Source organism: Flavobacterium sp. TR2, from assembly GCF_025252405.1.
Classification (GTDB): domain Bacteria; phylum Bacteroidota; class Bacteroidia; order Flavobacteriales; family Flavobacteriaceae; genus Flavobacterium.
In genome coordinates this window covers 4,891,518-4,916,912 of the sequence record NZ_CP104307.1, presented here as the reverse complement: position 1 = coordinate 4,916,912, position 25,395 = coordinate 4,891,518, and the positions used below count along the sequence as shown (strand labels likewise).

At 34.9% G+C, this 25,395-nt stretch carries 26 protein-coding genes; 8 read left to right on the top strand and 18 right to left on the bottom strand.

From position 1 onward, the window contains the following. Window positions 1–70: 70 nt before the first annotated feature. The 8 genes from trpB to N4T20_RS20855 all read right to left on the bottom strand — a co-directional run bounded on the left by trpB (window position 71) and on the right by N4T20_RS20855 (window position 8,280). Entirely contained in the window at window positions 71–1,252 is a 1,182-nt protein-coding gene (gene trpB, locus N4T20_RS20890; RefSeq protein ID WP_260670991.1) for a tryptophan synthase subunit beta, read from the bottom strand. Window positions 1,253–1,263: 11 nt separating this feature from the next. Further along, window positions 1,264–1,896 (bottom strand): phosphoribosylanthranilate isomerase, encoded by a 633-nt coding sequence (locus tag N4T20_RS20885; protein ID WP_260670990.1) that lies wholly within the window; start codon window positions 1,894–1,896, stop codon window positions 1,264–1,266. A 162-nt stretch (window positions 1,897–2,058) separates the two neighbouring features. Continuing rightward, a complete protein-coding gene (gene trpC / locus N4T20_RS20880) occupies window positions 2,059–2,838 on the bottom strand; it encodes an indole-3-glycerol phosphate synthase TrpC (RefSeq protein ID WP_260670989.1) in 780 nt (259 codons plus the stop codon). A gap of 75 nt (window positions 2,839–2,913) precedes the next feature. After that, entirely contained in the window at window positions 2,914–3,906 is a 993-nt protein-coding gene (trpD, locus tag N4T20_RS20875; RefSeq protein WP_260670988.1) for an anthranilate phosphoribosyltransferase, read from the bottom strand. A 122-nt stretch (window positions 3,907–4,028) separates the two neighbouring features. After that, window positions 4,029–4,595, bottom strand: coding sequence for an aminodeoxychorismate/anthranilate synthase component II (locus tag N4T20_RS20870; RefSeq protein WP_260670987.1), 567 nt, complete (start codon window positions 4,593–4,595; stop codon window positions 4,029–4,031). 98 nt (window positions 4,596–4,693) lie between these two features. Next, a complete protein-coding gene (locus tag N4T20_RS20865) occupies window positions 4,694–5,137 on the bottom strand; it encodes a hypothetical protein (RefSeq protein ID WP_260670986.1) in 444 nt (147 codons plus the stop codon). Window positions 5,138–5,299: 162 nt separating this feature from the next. Further along, window positions 5,300–6,700 (bottom strand): anthranilate synthase component I family protein, encoded by a 1,401-nt coding sequence (locus N4T20_RS20860; RefSeq protein ID WP_260670985.1) that lies wholly within the window; start codon window positions 6,698–6,700, stop codon window positions 5,300–5,302. 299 nt (window positions 6,701–6,999) lie between these two features. After that, a complete protein-coding gene (locus N4T20_RS20855; protein ID WP_260670984.1) occupies window positions 7,000–8,280 on the bottom strand; it encodes a hypothetical protein in 1,281 nt (426 codons plus the stop codon). A 226-nt stretch (window positions 8,281–8,506) separates the two neighbouring features. On the opposite strand from N4T20_RS20855, the gene N4T20_RS20850 reads away from it, so the two are divergent. Then, the gene (locus N4T20_RS20850) at window positions 8,507–8,743 is read left to right on the top strand and encodes a hypothetical protein (RefSeq protein WP_260670983.1); all 237 of its coding nucleotides are present in this window, start codon (window positions 8,507–8,509) and stop codon (window positions 8,741–8,743) included. A gap of 376 nt (window positions 8,744–9,119) precedes the next feature. Here N4T20_RS20850 and N4T20_RS20845 read toward each other — a convergent pair whose 3' ends face one another. The 8 genes from N4T20_RS20845 to N4T20_RS20810 form a co-directional block, all read right to left on the bottom strand. Further along, the gene (locus tag N4T20_RS20845) at window positions 9,120–9,686 is read right to left on the bottom strand and encodes a YceI family protein (RefSeq protein ID WP_260670982.1); all 567 of its coding nucleotides are present in this window, start codon (window positions 9,684–9,686) and stop codon (window positions 9,120–9,122) included. A 39-nt stretch (window positions 9,687–9,725) separates the two neighbouring features. Further along, window positions 9,726–10,358: an NAD(P)H-dependent oxidoreductase gene (locus tag N4T20_RS20840; RefSeq protein WP_260670981.1), complete on the bottom strand. Its 633-nt coding sequence runs from the start codon at window positions 10,356–10,358 to the stop codon at window positions 9,726–9,728. 13 nt (window positions 10,359–10,371) lie between these two features. Beyond that, complete coding sequence (locus N4T20_RS20835; protein ID WP_260670980.1) at window positions 10,372–10,830, bottom strand: MarR family winged helix-turn-helix transcriptional regulator; 459 nt, start codon at window positions 10,828–10,830, stop codon at window positions 10,372–10,374. 290 nt (window positions 10,831–11,120) lie between these two features. Further along, the gene (locus N4T20_RS20830; protein ID WP_260670979.1) at window positions 11,121–12,698 is read right to left on the bottom strand and encodes a glycerol-3-phosphate dehydrogenase/oxidase; all 1,578 of its coding nucleotides are present in this window, start codon (window positions 12,696–12,698) and stop codon (window positions 11,121–11,123) included. A gap of 180 nt (window positions 12,699–12,878) precedes the next feature. Further along, window positions 12,879–13,397 (bottom strand): GNAT family N-acetyltransferase, encoded by a 519-nt coding sequence (locus tag N4T20_RS20825; RefSeq protein ID WP_260670978.1) that lies wholly within the window; start codon window positions 13,395–13,397, stop codon window positions 12,879–12,881. Between the two features lie 3 nt (window positions 13,398–13,400). After that, window positions 13,401–13,877 carry a YeeE/YedE family protein gene (locus N4T20_RS20820; RefSeq protein ID WP_260670977.1) on the bottom strand — a complete coding sequence of 159 codons (477 nt, stop codon included), beginning with the start codon at window positions 13,875–13,877 and terminating at the stop codon, window positions 13,401–13,403. A gap of 10 nt (window positions 13,878–13,887) precedes the next feature. After that, window positions 13,888–14,451, bottom strand: coding sequence for a YeeE/YedE family protein (locus N4T20_RS20815; RefSeq protein ID WP_260673129.1), 564 nt, complete (start codon window positions 14,449–14,451; stop codon window positions 13,888–13,890). 222 nt (window positions 14,452–14,673) lie between these two features. Beyond that, window positions 14,674–16,092: an MBL fold metallo-hydrolase gene (locus N4T20_RS20810; RefSeq protein ID WP_260670976.1), complete on the bottom strand. Its 1,419-nt coding sequence runs from the start codon at window positions 16,090–16,092 to the stop codon at window positions 14,674–14,676. A gap of 204 nt (window positions 16,093–16,296) precedes the next feature. Here N4T20_RS20810 and N4T20_RS20805 point away from each other — a divergent pair, with 204 nt between their 5' ends. The 5 genes from N4T20_RS20805 to N4T20_RS20785 all read left to right on the top strand — a co-directional run bounded on the left by N4T20_RS20805 (window position 16,297) and on the right by N4T20_RS20785 (window position 21,030). After that, window positions 16,297–16,887, top strand: a complete 591-nt coding sequence (locus N4T20_RS20805; RefSeq protein ID WP_260670975.1) for an HD domain-containing protein — start codon at window positions 16,297–16,299, stop codon at window positions 16,885–16,887. A 164-nt stretch (window positions 16,888–17,051) separates the two neighbouring features. Further along, the gene (locus tag N4T20_RS20800) at window positions 17,052–18,398 is read left to right on the top strand and encodes a cytochrome ubiquinol oxidase subunit I (RefSeq protein ID WP_260670974.1); all 1,347 of its coding nucleotides are present in this window, start codon (window positions 17,052–17,054) and stop codon (window positions 18,396–18,398) included. Between the two features lie 2 nt (window positions 18,399–18,400). Further along, complete coding sequence (gene cydB / locus N4T20_RS20795; RefSeq protein ID WP_260670973.1) at window positions 18,401–19,477, top strand: cytochrome d ubiquinol oxidase subunit II; 1,077 nt, start codon at window positions 18,401–18,403, stop codon at window positions 19,475–19,477. A 529-nt stretch (window positions 19,478–20,006) separates the two neighbouring features. Then, a complete protein-coding gene (locus N4T20_RS20790) occupies window positions 20,007–20,411 on the top strand; it encodes a hypothetical protein (protein WP_260670972.1) in 405 nt (134 codons plus the stop codon). A gap of 232 nt (window positions 20,412–20,643) precedes the next feature. Continuing rightward, the gene (locus N4T20_RS20785; RefSeq protein WP_260670971.1) at window positions 20,644–21,030 is read left to right on the top strand and encodes a helix-turn-helix transcriptional regulator; all 387 of its coding nucleotides are present in this window, start codon (window positions 20,644–20,646) and stop codon (window positions 21,028–21,030) included. 91 nt (window positions 21,031–21,121) lie between these two features. Here the strand turns inward: N4T20_RS20785 and N4T20_RS20780 are convergent, their stop codons facing one another. Together N4T20_RS20780 and N4T20_RS20775 are read right to left on the bottom strand one after the other, a co-directional pair. Next, on the bottom strand, window positions 21,122–21,907 hold the full coding sequence (locus tag N4T20_RS20780) for a sulfite exporter TauE/SafE family protein (RefSeq protein WP_260670970.1): 786 nt from the start codon (window positions 21,905–21,907) through the stop codon (window positions 21,122–21,124). Between the two features lie 457 nt (window positions 21,908–22,364). Beyond that, entirely contained in the window at window positions 22,365–22,991 is a 627-nt protein-coding gene (locus N4T20_RS20775; protein ID WP_260673128.1) for a Crp/Fnr family transcriptional regulator, read from the bottom strand. Window positions 22,992–23,362: 371 nt separating this feature from the next. Here N4T20_RS20775 and N4T20_RS20770 point away from each other — a divergent pair, with 371 nt between their 5' ends. Continuing rightward, the gene (locus N4T20_RS20770) at window positions 23,363–23,674 is read left to right on the top strand and encodes a rhodanese-like domain-containing protein (RefSeq protein ID WP_095929060.1); all 312 of its coding nucleotides are present in this window, start codon (window positions 23,363–23,365) and stop codon (window positions 23,672–23,674) included. A gap of 74 nt (window positions 23,675–23,748) precedes the next feature. Beyond that, window positions 23,749–25,329 (top strand): NADP-dependent glyceraldehyde-3-phosphate dehydrogenase, encoded by a 1,581-nt coding sequence (locus N4T20_RS20765; protein WP_260670969.1) that lies wholly within the window; start codon window positions 23,749–23,751, stop codon window positions 25,327–25,329. Window positions 25,330–25,395 lie beyond the last annotated feature (66 nt).

Genomic DNA, 25,395 nt, shown 5'->3' with positions numbered 1-25,395 from the left:
CTCGTTAGTAGTTTTGATTTAGAATAAAATCCTGAGCCGCTAAGCGGTAACATCAAAAGTATAACTTTTATTACAATTTAAAATATTCGATATAATTATCTAAATCTTTATCGCCACGGCCAGAAAGGCTGATTACAACAATATCGCTTGGTTTGAATTGCTTTTGATCCAAGACTGCAAACGCGTGTGCGCTCTCAATTGCAGGAATAATTCCTTCCAATTTTGTCAATTGTAGGCCTGCATTCATAGCATCGTCATCTGTTACAGAGAAAAATTCTCCGCGTCCTGTTTGAGCCAGATGTGCGTGCAAAGGGCCAACTCCGGGATAATCTAATCCGGCAGAAATAGAATACGGTTCTGTAATTTGTCCGTCTGGCGTTTGCATTAAAAGTGTTTTACAGCCATGAATAACACCAACTTTTCCTAATTTGCTGGTTGCAGCGCTATGACCGCTGTCAACGCCTTTTCCCGCAGCTTCTACTGCAATGATTCCAACTTCTGGTTCGTGCAAAAAGTGATAATAAGTTCCTGCGGCATTACTTCCTCCACCGATACAAGCCACAACATAATCAGGATTTTCACGTCCTTCTTTTTCTTTTAGCTGCCATTTGATTTCCTCAGAAATGATGCTTTGAAAACGCGTCACCATATCTGGATAAGGATGCGGGCCAATGGCAGATCCAATAATGTAATGTGTATCAACTGGATTATTAATCCAATCGCGGATGGCTTCGTTTGTTGCATCTTTTAATGTTCTTGAGCCTGAAAGTGCTGGACGAACTTCTGCGCCTAACATTTTCATACGTGCTACGTTTGGCGCTTGACGTGCAATGTCAATTTCGCCCATGTACACGATGCATTCAATTCCCATTAAAGCGCAAACCGTTGCTGTTGCTACACCATGTTGTCCGGCCCCAGTTTCGGCAATAATTCTTTTTTTGCCTAAACGTTTTGCTAATAAGATCTGACCGATAGTGTTATTTACTTTGTGCGCTCCGGTATGGTTTAAGTCTTCTCTTTTTAGATAAACTTTGGTATTGTATTTTTCAGATAGACGTTTTGCAAAATACAACGGACTAGGACGTCCAACGTAATCTTTCAATAATTGATTGAACTCTGCTTTAAAATCAGGTTCATCCATTATGCTTAAATACTTCTGGCGTAATTCTTCTACATTTGGATATAGCATTTCAGGAATGTAGGCTCCTCCAAATTCTCCGTAATATCCTTTTTCGTTGACGTTAAAACTCATTTTTTTAAAGTTTAAATGTTTACAATTTCAAATTTGCGTTTAAAATTGCTTAATAGATTTTTATTTTTTAGCCCTGGTTTAGTTTCAAATTTACTGTTTACATCTACTGCATAAATAGGTAATTTAGTTTTTGAAATTTCTTCAATGGCTTCTAATTCGCTCATTCCGATTCCGCCGCTCAAAAAGAAAGGTTTTTTCGAATTGTATTTTTTTAAGATGCTCCAGTCGAAAGTTGTGCCGTTTCCGCCAGGCAATTTTCCTTTTGTATCGAACAGAAAATAATCGCAGACATCTTCGAAAGGTTTAATGACTTCAAAATCAAAATTTTCATCAGCAGAAAATACTTTTATGATTTCAATTTTCTTTGGCAATTGCTTTTTTAATTCTGAACAAAATTCAATCGATTCATGTCCGTGAAGCTGAACGGCTTGTAAATTGTATTTAGCAACTTTCTCCAGAATTTCTTCCTGACTTTGATCGACAAAAACGCCCACTTTTTTGATTGTTTTTATCAATTCGGGAACATTCCCATTGCAATATCTAGCGGATTTTTCCCAGAAAATAAATCCCATATAATCGGGTAGGAGTGCGCCTACTTCGAGAATGTTTTCGGGATATTTCATGCCGCATATTTTGAGTTTCATTTTCGTTTTGTGTTTTTTAACGCAAAGTGCGCTAAGGTTTTTTGCCTTTAATTATGCTTAAAAACGCTAAGTTCGCAAAGCTTTGTGTTGATTTTTCGCCACGAATTCCACGAATTTTCACTAATTCAATTCGTGCTAATTTGTGAAATTAGTGGCAACTTTTCATAGCTGTTTAATAAATTCAGTTGCGGCTTGTCCAGCGTTATCGGTTTTCATGAAGTTTTCTCCAATTAGGAAACCTTTGTAGCCGTATGGTTTTAGTTCATGAATCGCTTCGATTGATGAAATACCGCTTTCAGAAACTTTTACGAATTCGTCCGGAATTTGCGCTGCTAGTTGTTTGCTGAAATCTAAGCTTACTTCAAATGTTTTTAAGTTTCTGTTATTTACTCCAATCATATCTAAACTTGGCATGATTGATTTTTCTAGTTCTTCCTGATTATGAACTTCCAAAAGAACTTCTAACCCTAATTTCTTCGCAAATTCAGACAACGATTTGATTTCTTCTCGAGATAAAACCGCTGCGATCAATAAAATCAAATCGGCTCCGTGTGCTTTTGCTTCAAGGATTTGATATTCGTCTACAATAAACTCTTTTCGTAAAAGCGGAATATTTACTGCAGCTCTTGCTAAAAGTAAATCGTCTAGAGAACCGCCAAAATATTTTCCGTCGGTTAAAACTGAAATTCCGCAGGCACCGGCATTTTCATATCCTTTTACAACTTCTTCAACGGTAAAATTATTGTTGATGATTGATTTTGAAGGAGAACGGCGTTTATGTTCGGCAATAATTCCAGAATTGCTTTCTTTTAATTTTTGGCTAAGCGAAATGGTTTGTTTTCCAAAAAATACAGAAGCTTCCAATTGCGAAACAGGAATGATCGATTTTTTTAGAACAACTTCTCGTTTTTTGTCTATTATTATTTTATCTAAGATATTCATTGTTGTTGTTTTGCCACGAAGTCACAAAGACGCAAATTTAATTAGTGCTAATTCGTGAAATTTTTGTTTGTTTTTTTATTTACTTAATTCTTGTAATTTCTGTAATGCTTTTAATCCTTTTCCAGATAACAAACTTTCTTTAGCCAGTTCAAATCCTTCTTTTGGAGAACATTTTGTGACCGTTGCGATTGCCATTGCAGCATTGGCACAAACTACATTATTCTGCGCTTCGGTTCCTTTTCCTGAAATTATATTGGTAAAAATCTCTGCAGATTCATCAATAGTTTTTCCGCCTTCAATTTCATTTTGAGACAAAAGATGAACGCCAAAATCTTCCGGATTTAGCATTCCTTCCATGTGGTTCGAAATTGTTTTTGTTGGACCAGTCAATGAAATTTCGTCATATCCGTCAAGCGAATGCAGGATGGTAAAATTAACATCGGTATTTTGATACAAATAAGCATACATTCTTGCCAACTCTAAGTTGAAAACACCAACCAATTGATTTTGTGGAAACGACGGATTTACCATTGGCCCCAACATATTGAAAAATGTTTTTACAGCCAATTCTTTTCTAATCGGACCAACATTTTTCATTGCTGGGTGAAATAGGGGAGCGTGCAAAACGCAGACTCCAGCTTTGTCGATACATTTTTCTAAAAAGTTAGGATCGTTGCTAAATTTTATTCCCATTTTTTCCATTACGTTGCTTGATCCTGAAATAGATGAAACTCCATAATTTCCGTGTTTAGCAATTTTAATTCCTGCTCCTGCCGATACAAAAGAGGCTAAAGTTGAAATATTGAAAGTATCTTTTCCGTCACCGCCCGTTCCGCACAAATCGATTGTGTTATAGGCCGATAGATCGACGCGGATGCATAAATCTAATAGCGCTTCGCGAAATCCTGAAAGTTCTTCAATTGTAATGCTTCGCATCATAAAAACAGTCAGAAATGCCGAAATTTGACTTGGATTATACTGACCGCTTGAAATATTAATCAATACCTGTTTGGCTTCTTCTTTAGAAAGCACTTCGTGGTTGATTAATTTGTTTAATATCGTTTTCATTGAAATTTAGTCTTAAAGTCTAAAGTCGAAGGTCTTAAAGGCCTTGACTTCATAAATCATTTTTTGCTTGGATTTTTTAGTTTTAAAATAGTGAAAGCCCTTTTTGACTTTATGACTTTCGACTAACTCTTAATCCAATTCTCTAAAATTCTTTTTCCGTTTGGTGTCAAAACGCTTTCTGGGTGAAACTGAACGCCTCTTACGTCATAATTTTTGTGTCTTAATGACATGATCTGTCCATTTTCATCTACCGAAGTTGCTTCTAAATCTTCTGGTAAATTGCTGTCGACAACCCATGAATGGTATCTTCCAACTTCAAATTCGTTTCCTAAACCTTCAAATAAAATTTCGTCTGAAACTAATGTTTTTACATTGGTTGCAACTCCATGATATACTTTATCAAGGTTAGAAAGCGTGCCACCAAAGACTTCCCCAATTGCCTGCTGTCCTAAACAAACTCCAAGAATGCTTTTTGTTGGGCTGTATTTTTCGATTACTGCTTTTAATAAGCCTGCCTCATCTGGAATTCCAGGTCCTGGAGAAAGTAAAATTTTCTCAAAAGAAGCGATTTCATCAATATCAAATTCATCGTTTCTGTAAACGGTAACTTCGCAGTTTAAGTCTTCTAAATAGTGCACTAAATTGTAAGTGAAGCTATCGTAATTGTCTATAACTAAAATCTTTTTCATTGTGTTGTTTTTTGTTTCAAAGTTTCAAAGTTTCAGGTTTCAAGTTGCAGGTTTTGGTTAACTTGAAACTTGAAACAAATAAAACTTGAAACTAAATTTTATTTTTCTCGAACGTATTTTTCTACAATAACACGATCGACTCCTAATTTTTCTACTTTTTCTATTCCCTTTTGAATTAAAGTGTCGTTTTGAACTTTCACCACAAATTCAAATTTGTTGTCTTCCCATTCGCGGTTGTTGAAAAACTCTAAATGCTCAGTGTAAGTGCTGTCTTTTAATGTATATTTTCCGCCTCCGCCAAAGAACAATGCCGCTGTTGAGTCTTTTCCGTGTTTTAAGTCATGGTTAAAAAATGCAAAGTGCGTATCGTTAATAATTTTAATCATTTTTGTTTTTGGATTGAAAGTTGAAAAAGTGGAATCTTTTTCAGTGGTTTCAGCTGATATAAGTCGCCAGGTTCCTTCAATTGGATTTTGCTTTTTTTCTGAATTACAAGAAGTCAGGGTGATGATTAAAACTAAAATTGATACTGCTTTTTTCATAGTTTGTGGTTTTTATAGTTTGTTTTTAATTGTTTCAAGTTTATGGTTTTGTCAATCTTTGTCTCCAGCGGTTGAAACCGCTGGCTATATTTACTTGGCATTTTTTTACGATCGTTTTTCAAATATAGCCCGAGGTTTCAACCTCGGGAAACGTATTGTGAATTATATTTTTTCTGCCATTTCTAGAGCTGTGTTCAATGCTCTTAATTTATTATAAACTTCTTGCATTTCGCTTTCTTCGTCAGAACTTGCTACGATTCCGGCTCCTGCCTGACAATGCAATTGGTGATTTTTAGAAAGGAAAGTCCGAATCATAATGGCGTGGTTAAAGTTTCCGTCAAAGTCCATAACACCGATTGCGCCTCCGTAGAAGTTGCGATTTGTTTTTTCGCATTCTTCAATCAACTGCATCGCTCTGTGTTTAGGAGCGCCACTCAAAGTTCCTGCTGGGAAAGTATCTGCTACGACCTGCATCGTGGTTGCTTTATCATGTAAATGTCCTGTAACTTTAGAAACCAAGTGAATAACGTGAGAGAAAAATTGAACTTCTCTGTATTTCTCAACATTTACATCATGTCCGTTTCGGCTTAAATCATTTCTTGCCAAATCTACTAGCATAACGTGTTCGCTGTTTTCTTTTTTATCTTCAGAAAGTTCTTTTGCTAAAAGCGCATCGCGTTCATCATTTCCTGTTCTTTTGAAAGTTCCTGCAATTGGGTGAATTTCGGCTTTTCTGTTTTTTACGATAATTTGAGCTTCTGGTGAAGAGCCAAATATTTTGAAATCGCCATAATCAAAAAAGAATAAATATGGAGAAGGGTTAATGCTTCTTAAAGCTCTGTACACATTAAATTCGTCTCCCTTAAAACCTTGCGTAAATCGGCGAGACAATACCAATTGGAAAACATCGCCACGGTAGCAGTGTTTTTTGGCCAAAGCTACATTTGCTTTAAATTCTTCATCAGTTAAATTTGAAAATCCTTCGCCTTCTTTAGAAAATTTATAAGAAGCTATATTTCTAGATTGCAGCAATTGTTCTATTTCTGCAATGTTGTTTTTTCCGTCAACGCTATGGCAGAAAATGTAAGCCTCGTTTTTGAAGTGGTTAATTGCGATAATATTCTGGTAAACCGCATAAAAAACATCTGGAATAGAAGTAGCATTGTCTTTTTTTGCAATTGAAACTTTTTCGAAGTAACGAACGGCATCATAAGAAATGTAGCCAAATAAACCATTGTTGATGAATTTAAAATCGTTTTTTTCAGATTTAAACTGACTTGAAAATTCCTGAATTACTTGTGGAATATTGGTCGAATTATCGATAGCGATTTTTTCTGAAGTTCCATCAGGAAAAGTTTTAGAAATAACTTCGTTTTCAATCTTTATAGTTGCAATCGGATTGCAGCAGATGTAAGAGAAACTGTTGTCATTTCCGTGGTAATCGCTACTTTCTAGCAATAAACTATTTGGGAATTTATCTCTAATTTTGAAATAAATGCTTACTGGCGTAACCGTATCGGCCAGAATTTGTTTGTAATGTGTATTAAGAATAAAAGGTTTCAAAATATATAGTTTTATGTTGTTCGTTAATCTATTTTCGGTTTGGATCAAAAAAAAGGGCTTGTCGTGATGACAAGCCCTTTATATTTTTATATTTTTTACAATACCATAGGAAGCTTCGTTCACGACGTCTGACGTAAATTGCTCCACCACCAAGTATTGTTTAAAATTGTTCTCATTTCTTTATTTTGATGTGACAAAGATATAAATGTAATTTTAAATAGAGTGCATAAAATTTCAAAAAAATCTTTTCGAATCTGTAAAATTTGTTAAATTTTAATCGAGAGTGTTTTTATAACTCCTTAGTTTCCACTTGCTATCGTGTTATTTACGCTTAATCTGAAATCTGGATTTCCTTTTATGTTTGGAAGCGCAAACAGCTCGTTAAGTTTCATTTTAGTATATTCTATTCCGTAAGCTGGGTTGCCATAATAGCTTTTTATGCCTGGAATATTGCTTCCCGATTCGCTTTCGATTTGACCTTGGCAATTGTTTGCTACAACATTTTTAAAACTAATTTTAGACAAATTTGCTTCACCATTTCCTATATTTCCTTCCAATAAAATAAAAGGAGCAAATCCAGAAACAACGCTATTCGTTAAATTAAAGAATGTATTTTCTCTAATATAAGCAGATTCTCTTACCAAACCTTGATTGTTTTCTTCTAAATTGACCAAAGTAATATTGTTCGCATTTATTTTGGTCATTTTTTTGGTCATATCTGTAGTCGCAACTTTTTCGTATGAGTCGACCTCAAAACATCTTGAACCTGAGATGTCAGAAGAAAAAGGGTGGCGAACGGCAATGCTATTGCTGATATTAATTTGAGCGCCTTGCGTAAAATCAAAATCATCGTCTGTTGTTCGAAATGAAACTAAATTGCTTAGATTCAAATCTCCGCCATAACATTCGAAAGAATCATCATTTGAAAAACTGATTTGAACGTGACTAACCGTTGTTTTTCTTCCAACACCAGCAAGAGAAAGACCGTTTAATTCTTTAGAAGCACTTAATTTTCTGCCGGCATATTCGATTCTTACATACTTCAAAATTCCTGAATTATCTTCTGGATCTTGGCCTCCATAATGATTCAGAGTTGGATCAAGGTCGAAAGGCAAAGTATGAATGCCGCCTAAAGAGTTTATCGGAGCTTTTCCTAAAATAATAATTCCGCCCCAGTCACCTGGTTTTCTGTTGTTTATTTCGTTTTCAGAAGTAAAAACAATTGGATCTGTTTCTAACCCTTCTGCCATGATTTTTGAGCCATTAGTAATTACAAGAGTTCCGCAGGTTTTATCGTCGCCTCGTATAACAGTTCCGGGCTCAATAGTAAGAGTTGCGTTATTTGTAACATACACAACACCAACGAGATGATATATGTTTCGTTTTACTAAGCGCGTGTCTTTGTCAATAGTCCCAGCTATTATATTGGTCGCTTCACCATAGTCGTTTCCAGCAGGTTTAAAACTCGTCCAGTTGGTCATCCAGTTTGAAGTGCCAATAATCCCTTTTGGCTGTTGTTGAGCTTGTGCGAAAAAGCTGATAATGAAGGTTATATATGCAATGCGTAATTTTGTTTTCATAACTATGATTTTAATTTCTAGTTTTTGATTTTTTAATTGTCCCAAAAATAGAAGCCGTATGTTAATCAAAGCCTTGATGCTTATTACGAAAGAGTTACTATATTATTAAGAATGTTAAATTTTTGAAAAGGATTAAAGTTTCGTAGCTGTAAATGCCTATTTCAAAATTGTTTTGAATTAAATTTTCATTTAAAGATAATTTGTAACTTTGATAAAAATAAAAGAAATGGATTTAGATACTAGAAAAGTGATTTTTATTAGAGACTTTCTTAAACTTGAAAGTGAGAAGGCAATTTCTCAGTTTGAAAAATTATTAAAAAAGGAAATTAAAGAAGATTTAGAATTAAAACCAATGTCTATTGCTGAATTTCATAAAAGGATTGATGCCTCTATGGACGATTCTAAAAATGAAAGAATAACAGGTGTTGATGAGTTAATTTCTGAGATTGAGAAATGGAGTTGAAAATTTATTGGACTGATTTTGCTAAAACTGAATTAAAAAAGATTTTTGATTATTATAAGAAAGAAGCAAGTCTAGCTGTTGAAGATTGTGCTTGGGATTACCAAAGAGACGATAAAGTTAAAACCGAAGCCAACAAATGCAATAGGGCAAAAAGAAGAACTTTTAGAAAGTTATTCTGAAGAGATACGATATTTGGTTTATAAAAATTATAAAATTATTTATTGGATTAATTTAAAGAAAGATTCAATTGAAATTTTGGATGTTTTTGATACAAGACAAAATCCAATCGATATTAAAAGGAGTATATAAAAAATATAAAAACCTAACAGAATTATTCTGTTAGGTTTTTTCTTTGTATGGATTTAATGTGCTTAAATTAGAATTTTAAAGCTACTGCCAATTCGAATTCGTCGTTGATAGTTTTATCTCCTAAACCGTCGAAGAAGCTACCAGAACCATATTTAATATCGTATTTAGTTCTGTCAACTTTGAAAGCAGTTGTAGCAGTGTTTCCTTTTACAGTGATATCAAAAGTTACTGGTTTAGTAATTCCTTTGATAGTTAAGTCTGCAGTTACAGTATAAACATCAGCAGATTTTGCACCGATAGTTTTGAAAACTAATTTTGAAGTTGGGAATTTATCAGTTCCGAAGAAATCGTCAGCTTTTAAGTGACCGTTTAATTTTCCTTGGTATTCTCCAGTTAAATCTGTAGAAGTTAATGAAGTCATGTCAACTGTAAAGTTACCTCCAGCTAATTTTTTTCCTTTGAAAACTACAGCACCTTCTTTTAAGTTTACAGTTCCAGAGTGCTCTCCAGTTACTTTTTTACCTACCCATTTGATAGTAGATGCTTTTACGTCGATTTTTTTAGTTTGAGCGTTTACTGAGATTCCAGCTGCTGCTACGAATAATGCTATTGCAATAGTTTTTAAATTTTTCATGTTTGTTAAAATTAAAATTTGAATTTGATTAATAAATAATTATATAGTGATAAATAATTCCTCGTGTGATTTTCTAACTTTTTTCTGGTGCTGAGATTTGTCGTCATCATGTCTGTAGCCTACAGTTGCAATAACTGAAGCATTTAAACCTAATTTATCGAAACCTAAGATTTCATTAAATTGAGCCGCATTGAAACCTTCCATTGGCGTTGCATCAATTTTTAGTTCGGCTGCCGCGTTTAATAGGTTGCCTAAAGCCAAGTAAGTTTGTTTTGCAGTCCAGATGTGTTTTGCGTCTTCAGATAAATTTGCAATTACATTTTTCATCATATCGCTAAATCCGCCTAAAGCTTCAGTAGGAACACCTCTTACTTCGCTGATGTTGCTAATGTATTTGTCAACAGACCCTGCATCAAGCTTTAAGTCATTTGCAAAAATGAATAGGTGAGAAGCGTCTGTAATTTGAGTTTGTCCCCAAGCTGCACCTTTTAATTTTTCTCTTAATTCTGGATTTTCAACAAGAATAACTTTATAAGGTTGTAGTCCGTATGAAGAAGCACTTAACCTAACGGCTTCTTTTAATGTATTTAAATCTGCATCAGATATCTTTTTTGTAGCATCAAACTGTTTAGTAGCGTATCTCCAATTTTGATTTTCTAAAAAATTGCTCATAGTTTTTATTATTTTATTTGTTGGTTCTATATTTTTCTAATAATTGATTTAATAAAATTAATTCTTCTGGTTTTAAATTGTCTGCAAATGTTTGTTCATGCGCATCTACTTTCGGATCTAATTCTTTTAAAACGTCTAATCCTTTTTGAGTAATCAAAACTTCAATTTTTCTTCTATTATCCGGACAGACATTTCGCGTAACAAGCTCTTTCAATAATAATTTGTCTACCAGTCGTGTCGTATTGCTCGTTTTGGCAAGCATACGCTCTTGTATCACGCACATATTAGCAGGTTTTCCTTTTTGTCCTCTTAATATACGCAACACATTATATTGTTCTCCAGACAGATCATACGATTTAATTAAATCGTTGAAATGATCTTGGATAACATTTTGCGTGTACATGATATTCAGAATAACTTTTTTCGCATTATCCATCTTAACCGTACTCTTAATAACCTCTTCAATTGTCATAGTCGTAAGTGTATAATTTGTATATACAAATGTATGACTTTTAATATTTGTATATACAAGTGTTGTGTTAATTTTTTGTTAATGTGTTTAAAAGCATTTTCTGTAGCATTAAAATAATGGCTTTTGAGAGCATAAAATTAGAATAATTTTGTGCTTTAATGTATTGATATATTGTTAATTAATTATTTCTTAATGCTTGAAAATAATTTTACTCGAAGACATTCATCAAACCATTTTTTGTAAGACAATATTAAGGTTGAAGATTCTCAGAATCAGCTGGATTATCGAATTTATTGGAATTCAGACAAGAGAAAACCTTTCGCAATTTGTCTAAAATTGGCAATTTCTGAGCGTATCCATGCTTCATCGTGTTCTAATTCTTTCGCAATTACTCTTGCTGTTTTCTCCGAAACTTCAATCGCAGCTCTGGCATCTAAGAATAGTAAACGAACCCTTCGGGCTAAAATATCGTCTACTGTTCTAGCCATTTCATAACGAATAGCCCAAACGACTTCTGCGATTGTAAATTCGTGATTAGGATGCAGTTTTTCTTTTAGTTCAGGTTCGTTTTCCTGTAATTCAATTATTTTCGGAATGTCAGAACCATATATATAAAGGTGATTTTCTCTATCAGCAGAAGTGGTAGGTTTATTTCCATGAATAAAAAGATGCTCTGTGCTGCATTCTTTCGGTTGTAGTTTGCCCGTTTTAATGGCTTTATCAATAATATCTTCGGCAATTTTTCTGTAGGTTGTCCATTTTCCTCCAGTAATGGTAATGAGGCCAGTTTCAGAAACTATAATTTTATGGCTTCTAGAAACTTCTTTAGTGCTTTTGCCTTCTTCTTTCGGTGCGGCCAACGGACGCAATCCTGCAAAAACAGATAATACGTCGGCTCTTGTGGGTTTTTTTGCTAAGAAGCGCTGGGCAGTTTCCAGAACAAATTGGATTTCGCTTTCTAATGCGATAGGCTCTAAACTTTGTTTTTTAATTAAAGTATCGGTTGTTCCAACCACAACGCGGTTATGCCACGGAACAGCGAATAAAACTCTTCCGTCTTTTGTTTTCGGAATCATTAAAGCATTTTCGCCGGGCAGAAAAGATTTGTCAAGGACCAAATGAATTCCCTGACTTGGAACAATATATTTTTTATAAACTTTATCATTTAATTTCATGATGGCGTTTGTAAAAACTCCTGTAGCATTTATTACCGCAGAACCTTTTACATCATATTTGATTCCGCTTTCCTGATCTTGTACCTGAACGCCAAAAATTTGATTTTGATCGTCTTTCAATAAATTAGTAACCTTTATATAATTTAAAAGACAAGCTCCGTTTTCTACAGCCGTTTGAGCAAGATTAATTGCCAGACGAGAATCATCAAATTGTCCGTCATGATAAATAACGCCATTTACCAAACCTTTTTCCTCAACGTTTGGGAGCAGTTCAATGGTTTTCTTTTTGGAAAGATATTTAGAACTTCCTAAACTTAAAAAGCCCGATAATAAATCATAAATTTTTAATCCGATCGTATAAAAATAACCGCTTAGCAAATGATAATTCGGAATTACAAACGATTGGTTTTTGACTAAATGAGTTGCATTTTGCGCTAATAATCCTCGTTCTTTTAAGGCTTCGCGAACCAGATGCACATCTCCCTGGGCTAAATATCGAACGCCACCATGAACCAATTTGGTGCTTCGGCTAGAAGTTCCTTTTGCAAAATCTACAGCTTCAAGCAAAACTGTTTTGTAGCTACGGCTAGCTGCGTCAACAGCCGTCCCGAGACCGCTTGCGCCTCCGCCAATTATTATCACGTCCCATTTTTCGGTATTCTGCAGTTTAATCAATTGCTCGGAGCGGTTCATATATTTATGGGACTTTTTGTTTAAAGCAAACTTAACGAAATGAAATTAAAAATTGATGAAGAAAGAGTTTCGGGTTATGTTTTGTTTCAGGTTTCAAGTTTCAGGTTTGCCGAATCTTAAAAAAATAACCCAACCGGTTTTAAAACCAATCGGGTTATCAATTTTAAAGGATTGTTATATTTATATCAATCGTTTTTCAAATGCTTTTCGTGCCGAACCTCTAAAATAGACTTCTCCGCAATACGTATATTTTAATCGGTCTAAAATTTTCAACATCGGAACATTATCGAAGTTTGTGTCTACTTTTATACTGTAAATTTTATTTTTGATAGCCAAACTTTCGATGCTTTCAAATAGTTTGGTTGCAACCCCTTTTCCTTTTGCCAATTTTGAAACCGCTACACGATGCACAACAGTATAATCGCCATCGGTTAGCCATTTGCCTTCGATATTTTCGTAAGCTGGCTCTTTGTCAAAAATAATGGCTGCATAAGCCAAAATCGATTCGCCTTCTGTAAAAACATATCCGTAGCCATTTTCGATATCGCTTTTAATGGAAAGTTCATTCGGATATCCATCTTGCCATTGTGAGCTCCCGTCTAATCGTCTTTGTTCGATTGCATCTTGCAGGATTCCCCAGATTTGAGGTATTTCTGAAAGATTTGCTTTTCTTAGGAATAGCTTTTCTGTCGTATTCATTTTTTAATGAGGCAATTTATCTTTAATCAAACCATAAACCCAAGTTCCTGCAATTGCACTTACAAGCGTAACAACAATTACTGTTGCTCCTGTACCAATTTGAGCAAAAAGCGGACCTGGACAAGCGCCAGTAATGGCCCATCCGAAACCAAATAATAATCCGCCATAGATTTGTCCTTTATTGAAAGTCTTTGGCTGAATTTCGATTTTTTCTCCTTGAAGGGTTTTGATATTGAATTTTTTAATCAATTGCACAGATATTAATCCAACAGCTACAGCACATCCAATTACACCATACATATGAAATGATTCTAGATTGAACATTTCCTGAATTCGGAACCAGCTTATGATTTCTGCTTTTACAAATACAATTCCGAAAAAGATTCCAACGATTAAGTATTTTAGGTTTCCTAATGCGGTTTCTTTTTTCTGGCTTGCGTTAATTCCTTCGCCGTCTATATTTTTATTTTCTAAACTCATTTTTGAAATTTTAAAGTGAAAGAATATAAGGTAAAATCAAAAGAGCCATTACAAAGCCTCCAATCATAAAACAGATCGTTGCTACCAATGATGGCCATTGTAAGTTTGATAATCCCATGATCGCGTGCCCGCTCGTGCAGCCACCAGCGTAACGAGTTCCAAAGCCTACCAAGAATCCGCCCACGACAATCATGATAAATCCGCGAAGCGTTAATAAACTTTCCCAAGAAAATAATTGCGCAGGAACTAACCCCGTATGATCTGTAATTCCATAAGTAGCTAATTTCTCTGATAATTTGGGAGCAATTTCGACAGGATTTGGATTCGATAAAAAATGAGCAGCGATAAAACCGCCTAAAAATATTCCTAAGACAAAGAATAAGTTCCAGCTTTCTTTTTTCCAATCGTATTTGAAAAACGAAATATTTGCAGGAATGCAAGCTGCACAAATATGGCGAAGAGAAGAACTAATCCCGAAAGATTTATTTCCGATAATCAATAAAATTGGAACTGTTAATCCAATTAATGGGCCTGCAACGTACCAAGGCCAAGGTTCTTTTATGATTTCGAGTATACTCATTTTTTTTAGGTTCAAAGGTTCAAAGGGGCAGAGGTTCAAAGGGAAAAACTTTGTCGCTTTGCACCTTTGTTGCTCTGTTCCTTAAAAAATTAGACTTTTTTATTTTTTTTACCATATAAGTGATATAAGAAATTATAAATTGGAGCGTATTTTGAGATCGCACTCAAACTAAAATGAACTTATATTGCTTATATGGTCAAAATTTATATTCAATTGTTATGCTTTCAACACCTTGCTTTGACAAACAAAATCTGATTTTGGAACATTAGTTTTTGAAATCGCTCCAAAACCTCCTTCTACTTCAGAGAAATTTCTAAAACCTCTTGCTTGAAGGATAGAAGCGGCAATCATACTTCTGTATCCGCCGGCACAATGCAGATAAAAATGTTCATTTGGGTCAATGTCTTTTACCCAGTCATTAATATAAGCCAGCGGTTTGCTGTAGGCATCATCAATATGTTCTGCAGCGTATTCTGTTTCCTTACGAATATCTACAACTTTATCTTCTCCAGATTTAAATTCATTTGCAAATTGTTCTGCAGTGATTCTATTTACAGTATCAATTTCGAAACCAGCATTTTGCCAAGCTTCAAAACCGCCCTCCAAATGTCCGATAATAGTATCAAAACCAACGCGGCTCAAACGAGTCACAGTTTCTTCTTCCATACCAGCTGGGGTAACCAATATAATTGGCTGTTTTACATCGGCAATTAGAGTTCCAACCCACGGAGCAAAATCACCGTTGATTCCTATATTAATAGATTGCGGAATAAATCCTTTGCTGAAATCGGCCGCGCTTCTTGTATCTAGAATCAAAGCTCCAGTTTCTTCGGCTACAGCTTCAAATTCTTTTACATTTATCGCTCTCATTCCGTTGTGCAGTACAGTTTCAAAGCTTTCGTAGCCACCTTTGTTCATTGCAACGTTCATGCTGAAATAAGCAGGAGGAGGCAATAGGCCATCGGTAACTTCTTTTATGAATTCTTCTTCAGTCATATTAGCACGCAAAGCATAATTGGTCGCTTTTTGGTTTCCGATAGTTGAAACAGTTTCTTTACTCATGTTTTTTCCGCAGGCGCTTCCGGCACCGTGCGCAGGATATACGATTACATCATCCGCAAGAGTCATGATTTTATCTCTTAGAGAATGAAATAAAATTCCAGCCAATTGGTCCTGTGTCATTCCGGCTGCTTTTTGAGCTAAATCAGGACGTCCGACATCTCCAATAAATAAAGTGTCTCCAGAAAAAATGGCGTGATCTTTTCCGTTTTCATCGATTAATAAAAAAGTAGTGCTCTCCATAGTATGGCCAGGAGTGTGCAAAACTTTAATAGTCACTTTTCCGATTTTGAATTCCTGTCCGTCTTTTGCAGAAATGCAGTCAAATTCGCAGGCAGCATTTGGTCCATAAACGATTGGAGCTCCAGTTTCTTTGCTCAAATCGACGTGTCCAGAAACGAAGTCGGCGTGAAAATGCGTTTCAAAAATATATTTCAGCTTCACTCCGTCACGCTCTAAACGATCCAGATAAGGCTGAATTTCTCTAAGCGGATCAATAATGGCCGCTTCGCCATTTGAAGTGATATAATATGCACCTTGAGCGAGACATCCGGTGTAAATTTGTTCTATTTTCATGATTCAGTAATAAAAATAATGGAAGACAAAGGTAGTCTTGTTTTTTAGAAAAATAGGTGACTAATGTTACAGAAATTAGGTTTTTGTGTAAAATAATATGGATTTTGTCATACAGTGCGAGATAAATTAATTTTAGGGAGGGCAATTACGCTTTAAGCTTTAATTTTGCATATGACGAATGTCATTTCAAAACAAAAAAGAAAAATGAACACACAAGACTTATTGGATCAGATTGCTTTTATAAAAGAAATTGATAAAGTAAAATACATTCAGCGCAAGACCAAACTATTCAATAGCGATAGATGCGAAAATGATGCAGAACACAGCTGGCACCTTGCTTTGATGGCAATAGTTTTAGCAGAACATTCAAATGAACCGATTGATGTTCTGAAAGTAGTGAAAATGGTTTTGATACACGATATCGTAGAAATTGATGCGGGAGATGTGTTTATTTATGATACGGTAAAAAATCATTCGAATACAGAGGAAGAACGTTTGGCCGCAAATCGAATTTTTGGACTGCTGCCTAAAAAACAAGCCGAAGAGTTAATTGCTATTTGGGAAGAATTTGAAGCAGGCGAAACCAACGAAGCCAAATTTGCAAAATCGATGGACAGGCTTGAACCTTTATTGCAAAATACATCTAACAATGGCGGAACTTGGAAAGAGTTTGGAGTGAAATACGATAAAGTTTATGAAAAGAAAAGCGTTATTAAAGAAGGGTCAAGCTCAATTTGGAATTACGCTGAAGGTTTGATTAACGAAAGTGTAGAAAAAGGTATTTTGGAGAAATAGATTGAACCATATAAGTTATATAAGTTCATTTTAGTTTTACGCAAAAATTATATTTACTTATGTGACTTATATGGTTTAAAATTTTAAAAAGAAACTGTTGTTTTAAGAGGCAATTCGGGTTCTAATGGTTAAATTTGTGGAACTTCATAAAACAAATACCACTTATGGAAGAAATGCTCTTTTATGACCGAATGCAATTTGCCTTCACCATTACTTTTCATTATCTCTTTCCACAACTTACAATGGGTCTTTCGCTCATCATTGTGTACTTCAAGTGGAAATATCTCAAAACTAAAGAAGAACAATACAATCACGCCACCCATTTCTGGATGAAAATCTTCGCCCTCAATTTTGCAATGGGAGTTGTAACTGGAATACCGATGGAGTTTCAATTTGGAACCAATTGGGCTAAGTTCTCCGAATTAACGGGAGGAATTATTGGGCAAACGCTCGCAATGGAAGGAATGTTTTCTTTCTTTCTCGAATCTTCTTTCCTCGGATTATTTTTATTTGGAGAAAAACTCCTCGGACATAAATGGCATTTTGTAACCGGATTGCTAATTTGCATTGGTTCATGGGCCAGCGGATTTTTAATCATCGCCACGCATTCTTGGATGCAGAATCCTGTTGGCTACGAAATTCTTGAAAACGGAAAATTTGTATTGAACAATTTTCAAGCTTTATTCTTAAATCCTTGGCTTTGGCCTTCGTTTTTGCATAATCAGGCCGCTTCTTTGGTAACCAGTTCTTTTGTTGTAGCTGGAATTGGCGCTTTCTATATTTTAAGCAATAAAAATATTTCTTTCGGGAAATTGTTCTTGAAAACAGGAGTAATCTTCGGATTGATTTCCAGCATTATTGTAGCAGTTCCTACGGGAGATTTATTGGCAAAAAATGTGGTTAAATATCAACCCGTAACTTTTGCTGCGATGGAAGGAATTTTTCATACCGAGAAAAAAGGTTCTGAAATTGTTTTAATCGGGCAGCCCGACGTTAAAGACAAAAAACTGGATAATAAAATAGCCGTTCCAAATATTTTGAGTTTCCTGACGTATGGAAATTGGAATCAGGAAATTCAAGGTTTAGACCAGTTTGAAGAAGATTTGCATCCAACCAATATCTCGGGATTGTATTATGCTTATCATATCATGGTTGGATTGGGAACCGTTTTTATCGGTTTAATGGTGCTTTCTCTCTTTCAATTGATTCGAGGAAAATTGTTTGAAACCAAATGGCTTTTATGGTCGCTCATGTTCATGATGCCATTTCCATATATTGCTAATACTACAGGGTGGTATACGGCCGAATTAGGAAGACAGCCTTGGCTGGTTTATAATTTAATGCGAACAGCATCGGGAGCTTCGCCGACGGTTTCTTCGGGAAATACTTTGTTTACACTCCTTGGTTTTATTGGCTTGTACCTTTTGCTGGGAATGCTGTTTTTGCTTTTGATTGGAAAAATTATCAATATAGGTCCGCGTCATGTGGAACTTTCAACAGAAAAAATATAAATATGGAATTTTTTTGGTACGTAGTTTTAATGGGAATTCTGGCTGTTTATCTGGTTTTAGACGGTTATGATTTTGGTGCAGGAATTATTCATTTGTTTTTTGCCAATACTGAAAGAGATAAAAAAGTAATTGTCAACTCGATTGGACCGTTTTGGGATGCCAATGAAGTTTGGCTTATTGCAGCAGGAGGCGTTTTGTTTTTTGCTTTTCCAACTTTATACGCTTCGTCTTTCAGCGGTTTTTACCTGCCTCTGATTATGATTTTATGGCTATTGATTTTCCGTGCCATTGGACTCGAAATGCGTGGACAGATTCATAACCATATGTGGGAGAGCATTTGGGATAAAGCTTTCGGAATTGCAAGTTTGCTCTTAGCTCTCTTTTTCGGGATTGCTCTAGGAAATATCGTTCGCGGTGTCAATCTCGGAATGGTGCAAAATGGCGTTTCTACGCAAGAAGCGCATTATTTCTTTTTGCCTTTATGGAATCCGACTTTTAGTCCGCAAGCAAATGAATTGGGAATTATCGACTGGTTTACGCTTTTTTTAGGAATTGTAAGTGTCGTGGCATTGACGATTCATGGTGCAAACTGGATTATTTATAAAACAAATTCTGCTTTAAATCCGAAACTGAAAAAAGTGGTTTTTGCCTTGAATATTGTTCTGCTGGTTTTAGTTTGCATTTCATTGCAAATTTGGCATTTTATCGAGCCTAAACCGTTTCATAATTTTGTAGAGAATCCTATTCTTTGGTTTTTTCCTTTAATGACTTTTGTTGGAATTGCTGGATTATTTAAAGTTCGTTCCTTTAAAAAAGACGGTCACGGATTTCTGTTTTCGACTTTGTTTCTAGTAGGAGGATTTGCTTCTACAGCAGTTTCGATTTTTCCAAATGTACTGCCTTCAACTAATAATGTAAATCCGTCTTTGACAATTTACAATACTGCTGCCCACGAATATGGATTAAATGCTGGGTTGAGCTGGTTTTTTATCGCTTTGTTTCTGGTAATTATTTATTTTATCATTCAATATCGAGTTTTCAGCGGCAAAATGGACGATGTTGGGTATGGCGAGCATTGATTTTTTTATAGCCACGAATTCACGAATTTTTATTTTGATTTGAATGAATTCTGAATTTTGCAACTATAAATTACACGAATTTTAATTTCTTCAAGATTGAATCAATTGCCTCCAGCTTTAGCTGGAGGTTTTTGTTTTGGAGCGAATTGGGCTTTAGCCAAATTTTGCGATTTTTGGCTAAAGCCTTTTTTATATGCATTTGCTTACCTCCAGCTAAAGCTGGAGGCAATTCATCAATTTTAAATTAAAAAAAACTCTTTTTAACTTAAGTCTGGAGCAGATAATCCTTTTGTCACGGTGAAAACACCCAAAATGTAAAATTTTATTTTTAAGTATATATTAGCATCTAAAAGTATAGGGCAATTTTTATAAAAGATTTTATTACAACCAACAGTTATATTCTATAAGCTGTATTGTAAGAAAAAAAAGCAGTTAATGCTTAATATTGCGTATCTAAGAATTTTTTCCCCTAAAGAATTTTTAGAAACGATTTTTACTAAAGCTTAAATCTATTTTACCTACTACATTTATGCCCTTAACAATTTTTTCAGACGAGGTTAGGTTTTGTTATAAATCTAAAAACTGGCAGTATCAATTTGATGAAATCAAAGAGCTCGGACTGCTCAAAAAAAAGAAAAACTATTTTCTAGAAAATGGCGCTTTTATGGCCGTAACAGCTGTTGCGTATTATTGTATGCTGTTTTCCAATTTAATGGACTTGTATTACATTATCCCTGCGCTTTTGTGTTATGCATTTATCATAGTCGCCAGGTTTGGCAATAAGACCGAGTTTGTATATTTTGTTTTTGTTAAAGATATTTACCAAAATGAAATAAGAACTAAAATTGCGCCAAAAGACCGCGCATTGATTGGTAAACAGATCGATTATTATTTAGATCTTCAGTTTGAACGCAGTATACAAAGAACTGCTTAAGAAAAAATCAGAGATGTTTGTATTTGATATTTTCCATTATGATGTTTTTTTCATAATGGCAGCATTGATATATGGTTGTTTTATCATCAAAAAGAAAAAATTAACAAAACGCTAATTCATAGTATGTTCATTATGAAGTAGCTTAACGAATACCCAAAAATAAGTATAGTTAAGTCGTTACAAATTAACGGCTGGCTGTTTTAACTATACATGATCCCAAATCAGAAAAATTATGGCCACAACAATTAAAAGCAAGATTAAAAACATTAGAGAGTTAAAAAATTATACTCAAGAATATATGGCAGAAAGATTAGGTGTAACTCAAGCGGGTTACAGTAAAATTGAGAAAGGAAAAACTTCTTTGAGTTATGAAAAATTGGTTGAAATAGGACGGATTTTAGACGTCAGCGTAGAAGACATAATTAGTTTTGATTACGATAAGTACTTTAATAGTTTTAATAAAATAACTGGAAATAATAATGGAAGCATTTTAATTAATGCAGATAATACTTCGATCATAAAAGAACTTTATGAAGATAAAATTCAATTGCTAGAAAAACTGCTTTCTCGAACTGAAATAGAATTGGAACGCTATAAAGATAAATTTGGAGAAATTTAAAAGTTTTTAGCTTCATCTTTGTCAAAGTTTAATGCTTTGACAAAGATTACTCTACAAGTGAAACTAAAATTAACTTTTTTGGAGTGTTATTTTAAAATAGAACTTCTTTGGCGATAATATAAAATCCCATTACGAGAACAAACCATCCGAAAAGAGGTTTTAATTTGGTGCCGTCAATTTTTTTAGAAAGCTGGCTTCCGATAAACATTCCGATTAAAGCCATAGCAGAAACACTCAATAAAAAAGTATAATTTATAGGTGTTCCGATATATAAATCGCCTGCAAAACCTATTGATGAGTTAATTGTAATGATTAGCAAAGAAGTTCCAACGGCTTGTTTCATGGGTAGATTGGCAAAGAAAAGCAAAGCGGGAATAATTAAGAATCCGCCGCCAGCACCCAGAAAACCAGTTACGATTCCGACTAAAAAGCCGATTAAGCTCAGCTGCGAATAATTGGTTTCTGCAGATTTTATTTCAGGCTGATTTTTTTTAATCATTGAAATTGCTGCTGTAATCATTAGAATAGAGAAGATAATCATAATTAGAAAATCTTTCGAGACAGTGTAAGAGGCAACCGAAAATAAAGTAGCTGCAATTTGAGGAAAAATGACTTCGCGGATTATCAAAATCGAAACAACGGAAGGAACTGCAAAATACAGTGCCGATTTTAATTTCAGATTTCCCATTTTATAATGGCTGTAACTGCCAAATAAAGCTGTTAATCCGACAATAAAAAGGGAATAAGAAGTAGCCTGATCAGGATTTACTTTGAATAAATAAACTAAAATTGGAATAGTTAGAATAGAACCGCCTCCGCCAATTAAGCCCAGTGTGATTCCAATTACGATTGAAGCGAAAAATCCTAAATATTCCATTGCATTTGTTTTAATGCAAAGTTGCTTCGGAAATTAGAAATCTACAGTAACATTTATCACAGAAGATTTTTTTTCGCCACGAATTCACGAATTATTCTGTCACATTGAGCGAAGTCGAAATGTTTTGTATGGCTTCGACTACGCTCAGCCTGACAAGAGGGAATATTTTTTTTCGCCGCGAATTCACGAATTATTCTGTCACATTGAGCGAAGTTGAAATGTTTTGTAGGGCTTCGACTTCGCTCAGCCAGACAAGAGGAAATATTTTTTTTTCGCTGCGAATTCACGAATTATTCTGTCACATTGAGCGAAGTCGAAATGTTTTGTAGGGCTTCGACTTTGCTCAGCCTGACAAGAAGGGATGTTTTTTTTCGCCACGAATTCACGAATTTTATTTTTCCCAATCTAGACAGAAACAAATTGGCGCTAATTCGTGAATTCGTGGCAGAAAAAATAACTATTTCAATAACTCAATCTGGTTTCGGTTGAGTTTTACCAGACCGCGCTGTTCCATTTTCTTGAGTAATCTGGAAACTACTTCTCGAGAAGTATTCAATTCGGTTGCAATTTCCTGATGCGATAAATTTACTTCAGAACAGCCACAGGCATCAGAATGTCTTTTTAAGTAGAATTCTAACCTTTCATCCATAGAACGGAAAGCGATATTGTCGACCACCTCCAAAACTTCTTCAAAACGACTTCGATAAGTTTCAATTACAAATTCGTACCAAGAGCGGTGTTCCATCATCCATTTGTCCATCAATTGTAGCGGAATCATCATGACAGTAACATCTTCGACTACTTTTGCCATAATCTGGCTTTTTTCGCTTTTAGCAGTGCAGATCATCGAAATGGCACAGGCTTGTCCAGGCTGTAAGTAATACATTAAAAACTCTCCGCCGTCTTCGCCTTCGCGATATATTTTGATTTTACCTTTAATGATCAAAACGGTATTTTTAATATACTGCCCGGTACGCATTAAAATGGTTCCGGCTTCAAAATCCTGAAGACTTCCGTTTTCTTCAATTGTAGCGATCAGTTCGTTAGAAAAATTAGGAAATATGTTTTTTAATGGATGCTGCATTGTTTTTAATGATTTTGTCATATCGCACTTTTCGAGGCTTCGGGAGAGTTGTTTAGGTTCTCGATTCCGCTCGGACAGACAGATGTCACTTTTATCAAAAAGAGATTAATTGATATGATTTTTTACAAAGATAATGGATTCAGATGGTATTAATTGAAAGAAAACTAGATTTGCATTGTAATCTGTGTAAATGAAGAAATCCTATTTTCTATCGATTTTGTAGGCTGAATTTTTAAAAATAGTAACTAAATTTGTAATTCACTGATTATAATACTTTCTCTAAAACGTTTTCTGAGAATAATAATCGAAATCGCATTTGGTACGTTTTTTATATATAGAAACGTCGTAATTTTACAAAAACACATTTTACTATGAATTTATCACAAGAAGATTGGGTTGCTCAGCTAGAGGCTGACGAAAATGCAGTTATACTTGATGTAAGAACTGAAGACGAATTTAATGACGGCTACATTGAGAATGCTCTAAATATTGATATCAATAAAGGGCAGGCATTTATCTATGAAATAGAAGAATTAGACAAAAATAAAAATTATTATGTATACTGCCGTTCTGGGGCGAGAAGCGCAAAAGCTTGCCAGATTATGAACGAGTTAGGTATAGAAAACGCCTACAATCTGCTTGGAGGAATCCTAGATTGGGAAGGTGAGACAGTACAACCATAAAAGAAGAAGAGGCAATAAAAAAGCCTCTTTTTTCTTTTGATAATAGAATTACCAGACCATTAAATAACCAAATTATGAGTTTTATACCAGAAGAATATCAGATTAATGCGCTGATAAATCAAGATACTTATCTTGTAAATGGAGAATTGAAACAATGGACAGGGCAAACCACACCTGTGTTTTCGACTATTTCTTCAACCGAAAAGTATTCGCCGACTTTATTAGGATCTATTCCTTTTATGGGAGAAAAAGAAGCAGCAGAAGTTGTCGAAGCTGCTACTAATGCATACGATATGGGACAAGGGTTATGGCCAACTATGAAAGTAGTGGATCGTATCAAATGCATGGAAAAATTTGTGAAGCAGATGAAAGAAACCCGCGAAGAAGTGGTAAAATACTTAATGTGGGAAATTGGAAAATCATTGGGAGATTCGCAAAAAGAGTTTGACAGAACAGTAGAATATATTTACGATACTATTGCAAGCTACAAAGAATTAAACGGACGCAGTTCGCACTTTGAAAAAGTTCAGGGAGTAAACGCCATGATTCGTCGTGGACCTCTTGGAGTTGTATTGTGTCTTGGACCTTACAATTATCCTTTGAATGAAACTTTCTCCTTGCTGATTCCAGCTCTTATTATGGGAAATACGGTAATCTTCAAGCCAGCTAAACATGGTGTTTTATTTATTTCGCCATTGTTAGAAGCTTTCAGAAGCAGTTTTCCAAAAGGAGTAATCAATATTGTTTACGGTAGAGGACGCGAGGTGGCTTCTCCGATTATGAAATCTGGAAAAATTGATGTTTTAGCATTAATTGGAAACAGCAAATCGGCGATTGCTTTACAAGATCAGCACCCGAACAAAAACAGATTGCGTCTGATTTTAGGTTTAGAAGCTAAAAATCCAGCGATTATTCTTCCAGATGCCGATTTAGATTTGGCTATTCAGGAATGTATTACAGGAAGTTTATCTTTTAACGGACAGCGTTGTACAGCTTTAAAAGTATTATACGTTCACGAATCGATTAGAGAAGAGTTCAACAAACGTTTTGCTGAAAAAGTAGACAGCTTGGTTTTTGGAAATCCTTGGGAAAAAGGAGTGTCTTTAACGCCGCTTCCAGAAACAGATAAGCCAAAATATATTCAGGGGTTAATTGATGATGCGGTTCATAAAGGAGCTAAAGTGATAAATGAAAAAGGAGGAAAACATACTGAAAACTATATTTTTCCAGCGGTTCTGTATCCAGTAAACAAAGAAATGCGAGTGTATCACGAAGAACAGTTTGGACCAGTTGTTCCTGTGCTTTCTTTCAAAGATATTAAAGAACCATTGAAAGATATGGCAGAATCAAACTACGGACAGCAAGTAAGTTTGTTTGGCAAAGACATCAAAACTCTGGCGCCACTAATTGACGCTTTGGTAAACTTAGTTTGTCGAGTAAACTTAAACAGTTCTTGCCAAAGAGGACCAGACGCTTTCCCTTTCACAGGAAGAAAAGATTCAGCTGTGGGAACTTTAAGTATTCCAGATGCTTTGCGTTCATTTTCAATCCGTACGTTTGTAGCGTCAAAAGATATCGATTATAATAATGAGATTTTGCAGGAATTGCTTAACAGCAAGGAATCTAATTTTATTAATACAGATTATATTTTGTAGTTATCAAGGTTATATATTAATTGTAGATGCCGTCTGTTTCTTTTTGCAACAGACGGTTTTTTCTTT